This is a genomic window from Mycobacterium sp. DL440, assembly GCF_011745145.1.
Taxonomy (GTDB): domain Bacteria; phylum Actinomycetota; class Actinomycetes; order Mycobacteriales; family Mycobacteriaceae; genus Mycobacterium.
In genome coordinates this window covers 5,405,954-5,420,612 of sequence record NZ_CP050191.1, presented here as the reverse complement: position 1 = coordinate 5,420,612, position 14,659 = coordinate 5,405,954, and the positions used below count along the sequence as shown (strand labels likewise).

The 14,659-nt window shown below is 65.6% G+C and carries 14 protein-coding genes; 3 read left to right on the top strand and 11 right to left on the bottom strand.

Annotated elements, in window-relative coordinates; all coding sequences use genetic code 11:
- Position 1 precedes the first annotated feature (1 nt).
- Positions 2–280 (bottom strand): barstar family protein, encoded by a 279-nt coding sequence (locus HBE63_RS26450; protein ID WP_166907640.1) that lies wholly within the window; start codon positions 278–280, stop codon positions 2–4.
- Complete coding sequence (locus HBE63_RS26445) at positions 277–711, bottom strand: ribonuclease domain-containing protein (RefSeq protein WP_243858301.1); 435 nt, start codon at positions 709–711, stop codon at positions 277–279. Before HBE63_RS26445 ends, HBE63_RS26450 begins: the two co-directional genes overlap by 4 nt.
- A gap of 91 nt (positions 712–802) precedes the next feature.
- Between HBE63_RS26445 and HBE63_RS26440 the strand changes: the two genes are divergently transcribed.
- Both HBE63_RS26440 and HBE63_RS26435 read left to right on the top strand, forming a co-directional pair.
- Positions 803–2,944, top strand: coding sequence for an SGNH hydrolase domain-containing protein (locus HBE63_RS26440; RefSeq protein ID WP_166910229.1), 2,142 nt, complete (start codon positions 803–805; stop codon positions 2,942–2,944).
- Positions 2,945–3,001: 57 nt separating this feature from the next.
- Positions 3,002–3,280, top strand: coding sequence for an antibiotic biosynthesis monooxygenase (locus tag HBE63_RS26435; protein WP_243858299.1), 279 nt, complete (start codon positions 3,002–3,004; stop codon positions 3,278–3,280).
- Between the two features lie 7 nt (positions 3,281–3,287).
- Here HBE63_RS26435 and HBE63_RS26430 read toward each other — a convergent pair whose 3' ends face one another.
- Positions 3,288–5,402 carry an AAA family ATPase gene (locus tag HBE63_RS26430; RefSeq protein WP_208301217.1) on the bottom strand — a complete coding sequence of 705 codons (2,115 nt, stop codon included), beginning with the start codon at positions 5,400–5,402 and terminating at the stop codon, positions 3,288–3,290.
- 413 nt (positions 5,403–5,815) lie between these two features.
- On the opposite strand from HBE63_RS26430, the gene HBE63_RS26425 reads away from it, so the two are divergent.
- A complete protein-coding gene (locus HBE63_RS26425; RefSeq protein ID WP_166907636.1) occupies positions 5,816–6,568 on the top strand; it encodes a DUF2919 domain-containing protein in 753 nt (250 codons plus the stop codon).
- Here HBE63_RS26425 and HBE63_RS26420 read toward each other — a convergent pair.
- From HBE63_RS26420 to HBE63_RS26385, 8 genes are read right to left on the bottom strand one after another with little or no spacing between them, the layout of a single operon-like run.
- The gene (locus HBE63_RS26420) at positions 6,531–7,217 is read right to left on the bottom strand and encodes a YoaK family protein (RefSeq protein WP_166907634.1); all 687 of its coding nucleotides are present in this window, start codon (positions 7,215–7,217) and stop codon (positions 6,531–6,533) included. The two genes, HBE63_RS26425 and HBE63_RS26420, sit on opposite strands and share 38 nt — an antisense overlap.
- Positions 7,218–7,233: 16 nt before the next feature.
- Entirely contained in the window at positions 7,234–8,148 is a 915-nt protein-coding gene (locus HBE63_RS26415) for a mammalian cell entry protein (protein WP_166907632.1), read from the bottom strand.
- Positions 8,115–8,675, bottom strand: coding sequence for a mammalian cell entry protein (locus tag HBE63_RS26410; protein ID WP_166907630.1), 561 nt, complete (start codon positions 8,673–8,675; stop codon positions 8,115–8,117). Before HBE63_RS26410 ends, HBE63_RS26415 begins: the two co-directional genes overlap by 34 nt.
- Positions 8,672–9,649: an RDD family protein gene (locus HBE63_RS26405; protein WP_166907628.1), complete on the bottom strand. Its 978-nt coding sequence runs from the start codon at positions 9,647–9,649 to the stop codon at positions 8,672–8,674. The genes HBE63_RS26410 and HBE63_RS26405 overlap by 4 nt, the downstream gene beginning before the upstream one ends.
- A complete protein-coding gene (locus HBE63_RS26400; protein WP_166907626.1) occupies positions 9,646–10,302 on the bottom strand; it encodes a hypothetical protein in 657 nt (218 codons plus the stop codon). Before HBE63_RS26400 ends, HBE63_RS26405 begins: the two co-directional genes overlap by 4 nt.
- Entirely contained in the window at positions 10,272–11,822 is a 1,551-nt protein-coding gene (locus HBE63_RS26395; protein WP_166910225.1) for an MCE family protein, read from the bottom strand. Before HBE63_RS26395 ends, HBE63_RS26400 begins: the two co-directional genes overlap by 31 nt.
- Before the next feature lie 6 nt (positions 11,823–11,828).
- Complete coding sequence (locus tag HBE63_RS26390; RefSeq protein WP_166907624.1) at positions 11,829–12,980, bottom strand: virulence factor Mce family protein; 1,152 nt, start codon at positions 12,978–12,980, stop codon at positions 11,829–11,831.
- Positions 12,981–13,015: 35 nt separating this feature from the next.
- Positions 13,016–14,659, bottom strand: a complete 1,644-nt coding sequence (locus HBE63_RS26385) for a virulence factor Mce family protein (RefSeq protein WP_166907622.1) — start codon at positions 14,657–14,659, stop codon at positions 13,016–13,018.

Genomic DNA, 14,659 nt, shown 5'->3' with positions numbered 1-14,659 from the left:
GTCAGTTCTCCAGCCACAGGTCGACGCCCTCGGTCGTGAAGATCGACAGCACGGTGCCCCAGGTGTCTTGTCCGAGCGCCTCTTTGATGTTGCGGTAGGACGTCATGACGAACCGGAAGCGGCGATCGTCGGGGGTACCGAACCCACCGCGCAGGCAGTCGGCCAGCGCGTCCAGGTTTGAGCCGAAGTAGCCGCCGTCGCCATTGACCGCACGGCCGATCTCGGTGAAGAAGTCCGCCTTGGAACCCACCTTGGCCCCGTCGATCCGATACGTCTTCACATGCCTCCGATCAGGCAGAACGATTCGTAGTGGTCGCCGGTGTAGTAGTACTCGGGCGGGTCGTTCTGCGGCGCTCCCCCGGTGACGATGCGCCGCTTGCCGCGATGCTTGTTGCCCGGCGTCGGGACCGTGTACTCGTGGTAGTAGCCGCGCTCGTGTTTGGGCAGCCGGCCTTCGAAGTTGCCGAAGATGACCCCGTCGTTGCGCGGGTAGGGAAACGGCCCGCCGGATTGGATCAGTTCCACGGTCTTGTCGGCTTCCCGCGGGAGGCCGCTCAGATCACAGGTGCCGTCGGCCGCCGCCGACTTCGTGGGCGATGTCGAGGCCGATACCGGTGGCGCGGCCGGGGATGACGTGGGTTGCGTCGGGGCGCAGCAGCCCGAGAGCAGACCGCACAGCACTGCCAGCGCCGCCATGCGTGATTTCCCCATCGGGATAAGGCTAGCAACCGGCGCGCAACAGGCCGGTAAATCCAGGGTCAACTCGGGTTGCCGTGCGACGATCGTTACTCGAGTGAACAGAGTGATCACCTCCGCGAGGCCCGCCGCCCGCCGCGACAGCACCGCGAGTGGGCGAAACCCCCTGTCGAACAAACAGTTTCGCCCCGACATCGAAGGGCTGCGGGCAGTCGCGGTGCTCGCCGTGGTGCTGTTCCATGCCGGGGTGCCCGGTTTCGGCGGCGGGTTCATCGGCGTCGACGTGTTCTTCGTCGTGTCGGGATTCCTGATCACCGGGCTGCTGTGGCGCGAGGCCTCGAACACCGGGACCGTTCGAATGGCGCGGTTCTATGCCGGACGGGCCCGTCGACTGCTCCCGGCCGCTGCACTGGTCCTGGTCGTCACATCGATTGCGGCCACCCTCCTACTCCCGCCGCTGCGGGCCCGCTCGGTGCTGGCCGACGCGATCGCCAGTGCGCTCTACTCCGGCAACTACCGCTTCGCGGCGGAGGGCACCGACTATCTGGCGGCCGAGAAGGCGGCGTCACCGCTGCAGCACTATTGGTCACTCGGTGTGGAGGAACAGTTCTATCTGCTGTGGCCCGCGCTGATCCTGGGCACCGCGTGGCTGCTGACCCGCAGCGGGCGGGGCACTCGTTCCGCCGTCCCGTACACGTGCGTGCTGGCGCTGGTGGCCGCCGCGTCGCTCGCCCTGGCGGTGTCGTGGACCCAGACCATGCCGCCGTGGGCGTTCTTCTCGCTGCCGACCCGCGCCTGGGAGTTGGCCGCCGGCGGCCTGATCGCGTTGACCGCGGCGCACTGGCGCACCCTGCCGCCGATATGTGCGGCGTTGGTCGGCTGGGGTGGCTTGGCGCTGATCCTGGCCACCTGCACACAACTCGGCACTGCCACGCCCTATCCGGGCACGGCGGCAATGCTGCCGGTGATGGGGACCGCGCTGGTGATCGGGGCCGGCTGTGCGATACCCGATCTCGGCGTGGGACGGCTGCTGTCCAAACCGGCGATGCGCGGTATCGGCCGGTTGTCGTACTCGTGGTACCTGTGGCACTGGCCGGTGCTGCTGTTGGCGCCCACACTGTTCGGCCACGACCTGGGCCTCGCCGGCCGGTTGGCGATGGTGGTGATATCGCTGGGCCTGGCGGTCCTGACGTTGCATCTGGTCGAGAACCCGGCCCGGTTCGCCGCGGCGCTGCGCGCGTCCTCGTGGCGCAGTTTGGCCGTCGGCGCGACGGCGACAGGCGTGGCCGTCTGCGCGGGTCTGGTGCTGTTGGCGGTGCGCCCGATTCCGACGGGGTCCGGACCGGCAGCGGTCCCGGTCGCCCTCATCGGACCACCCCCAGCCGCCGCGCCGATGCGGGCTCTGACGCCCGAACAGCAGATACAGGCGGCCGTCGCCACCTCGGCCGATCTGCGCGCGGTGCCGTCGAATCTGTCACCGCCGCTGGGCAATATCACCAAACCAGAGGCGTTCGTGAACGGCTGCGTTCTGTCCTGGAAAGACGTCGCGGTGCCGGACTGCGCCTCCGGCGACACCGCGTCGGCCACCAAAGTCGCGCTGATCGGCGATTCACACGCCGGGATGTGGCAACCGGCCCTGGAAACCGCTGCACAGCAGCGACATTGGCGGTTGGAGACCTTTGCGAAAGTTACCTGCCCACCGATGAAGCTCCCGATTCTGAGCCCCTACCTCGAGCGCGAGTTCACCGAGTGCCAGCAGTGGCGGGCCGACGTGCTGGCCCGGATTGCCCAGGAACGCCCGGCACTGATAGTGCTGGACATGGTGCGCCGCTACGGCGCGGATTTCGGGTTTGTCAGCTACGACCCGACCTGGCTGGACGGGTTGACGCGTCTGGTGTCGCAGTTGCGCGGAACCGGCGCGCGGGTCCTGGTGCTCGGCCCCGTGCCCGACCCGCACACCACAGTGCCGACCTGCCTGTCCGCGCACATGGACGACGCCTCCGTCTGCGCACCTGCCCGTTCGATCGCGTTGAACGACACCGGCATAGCTGCCGAAACGGCGGCGGTTCAGGCCGGCGGTGGGCAGTACGCGCGGCTGGACCAGTTCTTCTGCACCGACCGGCGCTGCCCGGTGATCATCGGCAACACGTTGGTCTTCCGCGACGACAACCACATCACCGCCGAGTACGCCCAGTTGCTGACCCCGGTGTTGGACCACCTGGCAGTCAGTGCGCTGGCACCCAATTAGCTCGGGTTACAGCGCGGCCACGCGATCGGTGAACGCACCGTGGTAGCTCATCGGCAGGTGGAACGGGAGCCAGGCCTCGGCGACGGGATCGTCGAGCTGCTACGACAGGCGACCGAAGACGTGATGCGCCACATACCCGGATTCATCACCGCCAACATCCATGTGAGTACGGACGGCACCCGCGTCATCAACTACGCGCAGTGGCGCAGGGCCGAGGACTTCCGCGCCATGCTCGCCGACCCCGCCGCACGGGAGCACATGAGTCGGTGCGCTGACATCGCGACCAGTTTCGATCCCCACATCTACACGGTGGAATCGGTGCACCAGGCGGCCTAGATGGCCGTCAGGCGGCGTCTTTCTTGGTGTCCTTCTTCTCGGTCTTCTTGGCGGGCTTCACTGAATCGCCGGCCTTCTTGGCGTTGTCCTTCACGTCGTTGACCGCCTTCTCGGCGCCCTTCTGGATGCCGTCGGCGGCTGACTTGATCTGCTTGCGACCATCCTCGGCGAGCTTGTTCACCCGCTCCTGAGCGTTCTTGACCGCCTTGGCCGTCCGCTCTCGCGCCTTCTCCGCCGAAGCCTTTGCACGCTCGCCGGCCTCCGTGACCGATTTCTGGACCTCTACGCGAGCCTCGTCGGCCGCGGTGGGCAGCTTCTTCGGGCCGTCCTCGACCTTCACTTTGGTGTCATCCACGGCAGGTTCATCCACAACAGATTTCAGATTCACCGTGTCCGTGCCGACGTTGGTCTGCGCGATCCCCTGCGGTTCGAAACTTGTCTTCGCAAGGCTCCGTGCCCCAACGTTATTCCCAGCGTTACCGAGAGCCTCCGGAGTGAGGTTGTCCAGCGCTTCGGTGAGAGCAGAAAGATCCAGCCCGGTCAGGTTCGACGTGCCACCGACGCCCAGCAGGCCAAGCAGGGTCTTGATGGGATTGGAGACCGGGGTCTGGCTCACCAGGCCGTCGCTGATCGCCTTCTGAATGCCGGTGACGAGGTTGTCGACCAGGTGCGCGGGCACCTGCCCCCAATCGACATCCGCGGGAAGAGTGCCGAAAGCCGTTGGGACATCGGCTTCGTCGAGTGAACGCTCGTAGATGCCCGTCGTCGCGTTGTAGGACACATCGGTGTAGCCGAGGTTGACCAGGCTGGTCAGTACCGGGCTCAGCGCCGTGCCGATCGGGTTGTTGAGGTTCGCCCCGGTGAGCAGGTTGACGACGTCGTACGCCAGATATGTCGGCTCCAGCAGGGGCAGGCTGTTGGCCGGGATCGTGATGTAGATGTTGAGCTTGGGGCCCAATTGAGGGTTGTCCCCGGGATTGTCCAGATAGTCGGTGACGTCCGAGCCGAGTTGCGACACAACCTGATCGATCAGCACCGTACTGAGCGTGTCCAGCGACTGGTTTCTCAGGATGTACGTCGGGAACAGGCCTGCCGCAACATTGTTCGCCATCGTGAACGGGTTGGGCCAGGCGGCGAAGTCCGAGAGCGGCAGGTACTCGGCCGTCGCGTCGATCTTGATCGGGATCAGGTTGGCACCGCCGGGGGTGAGCCCCAGCAACGGGATGTCACCGACCACGGGGATGCCGGAGACGATGCTGGTCCCGCTGCTCTGCACCTGAGTGTCGGGGGTGACCGTGTCGATCCCGAGTAACCCTAAGAGCGGGTAGGCCCGCGCCAGGATGCCGCCGTTGGCCCGGCCCGGGTTGTCGATCAGGATCATCGGCAGGATGGTGAAACTGCCCAGCAGCGGGTTGGTGTCGGTGTAGTTGGCGCCACCCGGTTGATTCGGTAGATCGTCAACCACCTGTTGGTAGGCCGCACCCGCCGCGAAGGCACCGAAGCCCCAGCCCGCCACGATGGGTATCCGAACATCAGCGGCATTCGTACTGAGGTCCGGCAGATGTATGCCGATCGCTGCGAGCGCAACGCGGATTGCCACGAGCCCGGCGCCGCTCGTGGGGAGACCGAGCGCGTCGAAGATCGACTCGAGGCTGACATCGAGGTACGGGGTGTTGTTGATCTCGTCGGCCACCGAATTCGGGAACGACGGCACCCAGCCGAGGTCAACACCGAGCAACCGGATGAGGGTGAAGAGCCCGCCGGTCGTGATGACGTTGACCCCGGCCGCGGACAACGGATCGTCGAGATTGATTCCGAGCAGCGCCTCCACGTCGACAGGCAGCGCACCAAGTGCCCCGCCCAACGCGTCGTTGAGTGCGCCCTTGACCGGGCTGGTCGGATCGATCCCGGCCGCCTGCAGGAGGGCCAGCAGGTTGAAGTTGTTGACGAACGCCGTTTCGAACTGCGCGCCGACGTTCTGCAACTGGTTGTAGACCTGTGTTCCGAAGCCACCCGTGAGATCCGGTATCTGATCGGGCGGCGGGAAGATCTGCACCCCGGATTGCAGCCGAAGATCACGCTGGACCGCGGCCGCCTGGGCGGGTGGCGGAGCAACGCCCACCGTAAGCGCAGTGACTGTTGCGGTTGCCGCACCGAGAGTCGCAACCCTCTTGACGCGCCGCCGCTGCCTACGATGTTTAACTGCCATCTGACCAGTCCCTTCGGCCGTCTTCTCAGGTTGATCTCAGGCAACTTAACACTCCTGTGACCTTTGCCACTAGATTGCTGAAAAGAATTTCACCTTTCGTGTTTCCATCGGGCCGCAAACTGTTAATGTTCGCGACAAGTGGCGATGCCCGGCGTTTATCAAAATTGACGCTATAGACAGTTACCTGGTTTAGCTCCGTCAATTCCAGCGGGATTAGGTTGCTGTCTGCCGCGCCCTCCGCGCTTGTCGTTGACACGCCGACGGCAAACTGTCAATCGGCCGTCATCTGGGTCGGCATCGCGTGGGCATCCGGCAAGATAGCTGGGATGGGGATGAACCTGTTGCCTTCTGTGCATCTCTCGGACTCCGACGTCGCGGGCGCGCTCGAAAATGCGGTGGCCGTGATCAATCCTGTGCTCGACATCTTCGCCCGATTCGACCCGCTCGGGCTACGGCGGCGCACCCACCGCGAGGAGCCCGCCGACGGGGCGGTAGGCAAGTCTCTCGACGTCGCGGCCGCGGTGCTGAACTTCGCCGAGCTGCCCGGCACCAAGGCCTGGTCCGAGATGGATCAGGATGGCCACGTGAAGTGGTGGGTGCATCGTGTGGGCGCGGTGACCACCATCCTCGTCGCGTTCCCCGGCGCACTCGGGGCCATCACCGATCGGCTCCCTATTCAGGACTTCCTGGGCTTCTCCAACCAGGCCATCGTGCTGTGCGCCGTGGCGCGCGAGGACGGCGTGACCGACCACGACGATCAGGTACAGCTGCTGGGCGCCGTGCTGTGCAACCGACAACTCGCTGACACCGACACCGACGCGCCGGCCGACGATCCCGATACGGCGCCCTCGCAGTCGCTGCCCGGGAAGCTGTGGGAGTTCGCCGGGACGCTGCGCGCAGCGGGTGACGAACTCACGAAAAGGCCACACCCGCAAAAGCTTTACCACTACCTCGGGATGCTGCCCGGGGTAGGCGCGGTGGTCGACTACTTCGGCGAGTTCAGCGCCCTGCGGCACGCGGCCGACGAGGGCGCGGCGTGGATCAGCGCGCGTTCTCCAGAGGTGCCGGCCCGAACCTGAAGATCAGCGCGCTGATCGCCACCACCACCGCCGCCGCTCCGATCACAGGCGCAACGGTGAACTGCGACACCGTTCCGCCGAGCACCGCACCGCCACACATCGTCAACACCACGCCGTAACGCAACTTCTCGCGGTCTCCGGTACCGCCGGCCAGTCTGCTGTCGAAGCCGATGCCGACGATCGTCTGCGTCAGCACCGTGGTGCTCAGTTCCTGGATGCCGAACTGACGCGCCGTCGCATTCTGGATCCCGAACGTCATCGCGAGAACGACGAGGATCAATTTCCGGTTGCCGTCATAGGCCAGCACTCCCGTTCCGCAGAGAATCGAAAGTACGGTCAGCAGAACGACTTCCACACCCAACGCAGTGGTCAGCCAGTTCCGGACGTGGCTGTCGAGATGGCGTCGCAGCCGCCCACCCACCACAGTGCCCAGCACGAACCCGGCGAACGCGACCAGGGCCCCCGTCACATCTACGCCCGAGTGCGGCACGAACCAGAAGCCCAGGAAGATCACGTTCCCGGTCATGTTGGCGACGAACACGTGCCCCAGCACCAGCACACTGACCGCGTCGACGATTCCGGTCGCACACGTCAGCAACAGCAGTGCCACAACGGTTGACCGCTGCGTCACCGGTGAGGCGATGGCCATGCCTACATCCTCGCCGCTACAGCTGCGGAGACAGGTCCAATTGGGTCAATGCGGGCATCTGGGTGATGAGCCAATCCCCACCGGTGCGCTGCAAGGTCAGCCGATAGGACGAATACCGCAGCGACGGAACGTTCTTGGTGACCGGACTCGTCGACACCGTGTTGGTGTAGACGATCGCGGTGGCCTCATCGCCGCCGATGGTCTCCACCGCCGTTCCCATCACCTCGGTGTTGTTGGTGACCTTGGCCTGCTTGTTGGTGGGCACGATCGAATCGATCAGCTGACGGTACTGGTTGGCGAAGTCGCTCGACAGATACTTTTCGGCCCGGTCGGGCAGGCTGTCGATGTTGTCCGGGTTGTAGGTCCACAACGTGGTGATGGCGTCGGCCGAGGTCTGCGCCACTCGGAGCTTGGTCGCCACCAATGCCCGGTCGGCCAGGTACGACTGGAGCATGGCACCGCCGAAAGCCCCGGCCGCCACGAACACCACCGCAGCACCCGCGACGACGTACGTCAGGCGCCTGCCGGCCTCGCGGTGCGGAACCAGGACCTCGTCCGCGGCCGGTTCAGCGTCGGCCTCCTCCGTATCGGTCGCGTCAGCGTCCGTCGTCTCGACGGCTGCTTCGCTGTCCGGCTCCTCGGCCTCGGCTACGACAGCCGCGTCGGGTTCGGCTTCCGACTCAGTTTCGACGTCACCTTCGGACGCGGCCACGGCCTTGCGGCGCGACTTGCCCGTCGGGGTCCGACGCTGCGGAGCGGACTCCGTATCCCGGGCGTCATCCGCGTCGTCGTCGGATTCAGAGACAGACTCCGGGACCGATTCCTCCACCACCGCTTCGGGACGGCGACGCCGCCCGAAACGCAGTCTGCGGCGCGGCTTGTCAGGCTCGCCGGTGGTCAGATCACCTGAATCAGCTGGCTGATCTTCCACTGCTGTCCTTCCCAAATCGTCGTCGCAATCCAGCGGCTACCGCTTTCGATCACGGACTTGCCGTCCGCGGTTCGTGTGCTGATCTTCGTGGCGACCAGCACGTCGGCGCTGCCGTTGTCGTTCCATCGCTGAATGCCGGCGTCGAGCACGGCGCCCTCCGTCGGCTCGGCGCGCGCTACCTGAACGACGATCTCGTTCTGCTTCTCCTGGAACATCTTTCGGAAATCACCGGTCGCCTGCTCCTTGATGCGATCCGCATAGTCGTTGGCGTGGAACGGATCCAGCGTCGTGTACACCGTCATGAACTCGCGTACGTAGTCGAGCGCGCCGGCACTCTTGATCTCGGCCCGGCGATCGGATTCGTGACGCACCAAGATCAGGGTGCTGCCCACAATGGCGGCTGCGATGAGCAGAGCGGAGAGCATTCCGACGATCGGCAGACCCCAACGGATGGGTTCCTTGGGCTCCTTCGGCTCGACCGCGAAGTAGTCAGGCTGATTCGGTTCGATCCGGCGACGCGGGCTCACTGTCCGCCCCCGTTCAACACCGGCCGCTTGAGCACCGTGAGGTTGTCGACGAGCCAGTGATCATCCGACTTCTTGAACTCCACCCGCACCGTCGCGGTGATGAACTTCAGCTCCTGCGCATTGGTGCCGCGTTGACCCTGCAGCGCCACCAGCATGGTCGCCGCATCCGTGGTCACGCCCGGCAGCACCGCGCTGCTCACAGCCCAGTAGTCGTTGGTGGTCGGCCCGGCCTTACGCACCGCGTCCTGCTGGGTGACCAACTGCTGCCGATAGTTTTCGGTGGCCAGTGCCTGCGCCTTGGTGAAATCCGCATCGACGGAATCCACCCCATAGCTGAGCAGCTCCTCGACGATGCGCGGGCCCTGTTCGGCGATCTGTGCGCGGGCCTGATCCACCGCCCGATCCTGGCGGTACACGGCAAGGTAGCCCACACCGCACGCGATACCGCTGAGCAGCGCGAGTGCCAGCAGCATCGCACCGACACCACGCCGGACGTTGCGTTCAGGCCGTACGACGCGGCGCACCTCGGTGCCGGTCAGCAGATCGGCGAACGTCCGGTTGCGCGAATCCCACAGCGGCCACAGCCAGCCCACGAACAGCGCCGCGGTGTCCAGCAGATGCACGAGATCACGCAGCAGCAGCCGCCCCAGACCGGCGTCACCGGCCGGGGACACCACCCGGATGCCGAACACCGACCGACCCGGACTCCAGCCCGTGAGCGCCGGAAGCAGAACACGATTCACCGCGGCAACGGCGACCAGCAGGACCAATGCCCCCGCGTACACCGCCCACCACAACCACTCGCCCAACGCCGTTCCCTGGATGACCAGCATCAGCGTGACGATCAGCCCGGCAGGCGCCAGCACGTCGATGGCCAACGCCCCGGCCCGAGCCGGCCACGACGCCAACCGCGCCTGGTCCGTCCCGGTGACCTCGATGGCCACCGGACCGGCGTTGTCCAGCACAGCGGTCACGACGACGTGACCTGGTCGAGCCGTGCGACCTTGTAGTTGCCGTCCTCGGCGCGGGCCATCTTCACCCGCAGCCGATAGCCCTGCTCTTCGTCGGACTTCTCGCTGTTGGTGACCAAGACGCGCACCGCGACCAGCAGGTCCATCGATCCGTCGTCGTTGTGCTTCTCCACCGCAGCCCGCAGGTCCGAGACCTTCACCTGCACATTGGCGGCCTGGTACGCGTCCAGCAGCATGCCGCTGTAGAGGCCCGCCTGCGCCCCGAAGTCACCGGTCGAACACTCGATGATCTTGGTCTGGGCCGCGATCATCGCCTGGGTGTCGGGCGCCTGGGTGGCGGTCACGCAGTCCTTGGCCGCGGCCAAGGCCTCGGCCTCGTCGCTGGCGATGCGTTCGCTGTCCTGATGCGCACGCAACGCCAGATAACCGCCGACACCGACGGCCGCCGCAAGGACCAGCAGGCCGGCAAGGATCGCCGCCATCCAGCCACGCCCTAGCCGTGACGGCCGTGACTCGGATTCCTGAGAAGCCTCCTCGGCGTCCGCGGCTGAGATCGGCTCAGAGATCTCGGTGACGGCCTCCGCTTGCGGTTCGGGGGTATGGGGATCCTGCTGGTCGGCGAGGTTCAGCTGGCTGGCGCCAGCATCTCCTTCCATCCGTCATCTCCTGGTTTATTCGAGTTGGTGACGGAGTACTTCACACCGCCGGGACCGACCACCTCGCCGCTGGATGGGCTATAGGTAGCGGTCGAACCTGCTGCCGGAGTGTAGATGCAGGGGTTCGGCTGCTGTCCACTACAACTCACATTGCCACCCCGCGGCGCGGTCAGCGGATCGCTGCGCGGCGCCGTTGATTCCGGGGGTGGAAGCTGACTTGCCGGCAACGGGTTCAACCCATTATTCACCGAAGGCGCGGGGATGACCCGGCCCGGATCGACGGGCTGATCGCAGCGCGCGGCCGGGGCCGGGCAGTTGCGGATCTGATTCGGGTCGCCGTACCACGGGTTGGTGCCCAGCGGCTGGTAGGGCTCATCGCTGTGGCACTCCGCCGGCGAGGCGGCCCGCTTGCCGGGCACATCGGCACACGGGTAGTTACGCGCGCCGCGCACCGCATTAGGCGCATCCTTGGGGATCTTGCAGTACAGGCCCGACGGCAGCGGTGCCGTCGACGTGTCCGCGGGTGACCGCCACTGTGACGCGGGCAGGAACCCGGTCAGGCACGGCGGTGGCATGTTGATGCCGAGGCCGAAGTGCAGCAGGCCCTTGGGCGCGAAGATCGTCGCGGTCTGGGCGACGGCACCACCCTGGGGCAGCGCCACCAACACCTGCTCGACGTTCTTGTTGTACCGCTTGAGCATGTCGATGACGATTTCCAGGTTCGCCAGCGTCTGCGGCAACGACTCCTGCACGTCACCGAACACCGAGTTCAGCTGATCGGCTGTCGGCGCCGCCTGCTGGATGCCACTGCGCAATGCGGCGTCGTTCTGGGCGCTCTGCGCGGCCAGCGTGTTCAGGTTCTTGGCCCACCGCGAGATCGCGTCGCCCGAATTCACCTGACTGTCGATGATCGGCCCGGAGTTCTCGACGATGTCGTTGATCGACCCGATGTTGTCCTTGAAGTCACCGGCGATCGCCTGGGTGGAATCGACGAGATGCTGCAGTGACGGCCCGAGCCCACCGACGGCCTGCGCTGTCTCGTCGAGCAGGACCGCGATCTTCTCCTTCGGCAGCGCTGCCAGGCCCCTCTGCGCGGCGTCCAGCGACGGGCCCACCTCGGCGGGCACGGTGCCGATCTCGATCGTGTCACCGTCGCGGAAGTACTCCTTCGCACCGCCCTTGGAGACCAGGTCGATGAACTGCTCACCCACCGCCGACACCGAGTGCACGTTGGCGCTGGCGTCGATCGGCACCCGGAACTGGTTGTAAATGTTCATCTTGACGTGGGCGCCCTGCTCGGTGGGCTCCACCGAGGTGACCTTGCCGATCGTCGTTCCGCGATAGGTCACGTTGGCCGTGGCGTACAAACCGCCCGAATTCGGGAGGTTGGCGTTCAACTGGTACATCCCGACACCGGCCCAGGTCGGCAGCCGCAGATAAATCAGCGCCAGCACAACCAGGGCGATCGCCGTCAGCACCGTGAACAGAACAAGCTGCATCTTGATGAAGCGGGTCAGCACCATATCTCACTCCCCCCTTTCCACAAGCGGGCCACCAGGTGCATCGTGCGGGTTCGGCGTGAACCGCACGTCCGGGATCATCGTCGCCGGATCTCGGCCCCACGCCTGCTCCAGCGCGCGGAGCATGCCCGAGACACCGGTACCGGACAGGAACGCGTTGTCCACCGAGCTCAACGTCAAGTCGATCGTCAGCGACACGTTGATGTAGTCGCCGCGCACCGCCTTCGGGATGTTCTCGATGTTGAACGGCACCGTGAGGATCAGCTTGAGCGCCTCAACCAGATACGGAGCCGAGCGCGCCAACTGCTTGAGCGGCCGCTGCAGGTTCTGCAGGTTCGTGTGCAGGTTGGCGTTGCTGTTCGACAACGTGTCGTCAGCAGCCTTCGACAACCGGCCCAGCGAGGTCACCGCATCGGCGAACAACTCGCGCGTGTCGGCGAAGTGCTGGATCAGCGGCGGGAACTCGGTCAGCACCCGATCCAACGTGTCATTGCGCGCCGCAACGATGTTCAACAGCCGGTTGGTCGAATCGATTGCCCGGGTGATGTCGTTGCGCTGCTGGTTGAGCTCGTCGGTGAACGTATCGAGCCGGCCCAAAAAGTCGCGGATCTGATCGGCGCGACCGTTGAGGATGTTGAACACCTCGGTCTGGATGGTCTCGATGTTCGGGATGCCACCGCCGGTCAGGATTCCGGAGATTCCGGCCAGTGTCCGCTCGATGGTCGGGTACGCCGACGACTGCGCCAGCGGAATGGTGTCCCCGTTGCGCAACTTCTCCTCGGACGGCTTCGCCGGGGGGTTCAGCTCGATGTGCTGCGAACCCAGCAAGCTGGTCTGGCCGATCTTGGCTTCGGTGTTCTTGGGCAGCACGATGCCCGGCTCCAGGTCGACGGTCAACGTCGGAGTCCAGTTGATCAGCTCGATCTTGCGGACCCGGCCGACGAAGACGTCGCGCACCCGCACCCGGCTGTTGGCATTGAGCGCCAACGTCTCCGGCATCTGCACGTACAGCGTGGTGTGACCGGACTCGGTGCCCGGCCCACCCGGCAGCGGCACGTTGGCGACGCCGCGCCACTGCCCACACGAGGTGAGGATCAGCGCGGAAGCCGACAACACCGCGACGCGTCTACCGACGCGACCCCATGTGCGTGCGTTCATCCGGCCTCTCTGCTCTTCGCGCAAACGGCTCATCATCACGGCTGCCCTCCGGCCTCGGCAGGCAACGCAGGTCCGGCGGGAGCCGGGCCAGGTGCGGGAGCTGCGGCCGGTGCGGGACCCGACATCGGGTCACCCGGGATCACACCCGGCGCGGGCGCCGGCGGCGGTCCGGGCTGCGGATACCACGGCGGCGGCAACGGATTGGTCTCGTTGTACGAGTTCGGCGGTCCCGGCAGGTTGCCTCCCGGAGGAGCCCCGAACGCCGGCGGCGCCGGCGGCGCCACGATGTCCGGGCCACCCATCAACTCGGACAACGACTCCGGGGTCAGCATCTGCTGAGTGGCCGGCTGCACCTGCACACCCTGCATGCCCGGGGCCACGGTCCAGCCCGGCTCGTGGTTGCCGTGCGAGAACAAGGTGTCGCGCGACCAGATGCCCGGGACGGTGGTGTCCTTGTAGCCTCCTGGCGGCTGCAGGCGCGGATCCGAATAGGAGATCTGCTTGGGCAGCGTCATCGCGGTGTTGGCCAGGTTCTGGCCGAACGGCAAGAAGTTGAACTTGATCGCGTCGAGGATCGGCGCCAGGTACTGCGCGCACAACTCGGCCGAATCCTGGTACCCCAACCGGCTACCCGCCTGGATCGAACTGCAGATGAACTGCAACGGGTTGGAGAAGTTGGTCAGGCCCGGCAGAACCGGCAGACCCACGATGCCACCCTGGTTGGGCGAGACGATGTTGAGCACGTTGGCTGCCAGGTTCGGGTAGGCGTGCAGGCCCGTCTCCAGACCGTTGCGCGGCTCGGGCTGCAGGATCGCCGTCGTCGCCTCCGACAAGTTGTTCACGTCGTGGGCGAGCACCCCGCCGTTCTTGTCGAGGAACTCACGGGTGGTCTTGAGCACCCGGTTGAGATCCTGCAGGGCCGTTGCCAACTCCTGATCGGTGTTGGTGAACGAGTTGGTGAACTGCGCCAGATCGTTGTTGAGCGCCACGAACTGCTGATCGCTCTTGTGCAGGGCATTGACGAACAACGCCAGGCTCTTGACGACCTGGAAGAAGTCGCCGCGGCCCTGGTTCAGCGTGGTCAATGCCTCCGACAACCCGTTGAGGGTGCGGTTGAGCTGTTCACCCTTGCCCTGGAACCCGTCGGCGAAGGACTCGATGATGTCGCCGAACGGGCCCTTGGGCTGTTCGGCGGTCGGGCCCAGTTCGTCGAGCAGACGGGTGATCTGGTTGCGCAACTCGTCGTATTCGACCGGGATCTGGGTGTTCTCGATCGGGATGACTGCGTTGTTCTTCATCTGCGGCCCGCCGGTGTAGGGCGGGGACAGCTGGATGACGCGCGAGGCCACCAGGCTCGGGTTCAGTACGGACGCCGTGGCGTTCTCGGGCATCTTGTACTTGTTGCTGACGTGGAAGACGACCTTCATCTTGTCGCCGTCGGTCTCGATGCTGTCGATCGCGCCGACCTTGACGCCCATGATGAGGACCTTGTCGCCGGGGTACAGCGCAAGGACCTCGGGGAAGTACGCGGTGACCGTGGTGTTGGTCATCTTCTTGTACAGGTTCAGACCGAAGTAGCCCAGCACCAGGGCCGCCACCACCGCCAGCACGCCGACGATGATCGATGCCCGTGAAGCCTTGGGCAACTTGAGGTTTCGCACGTTGAAAACAGTTGACAT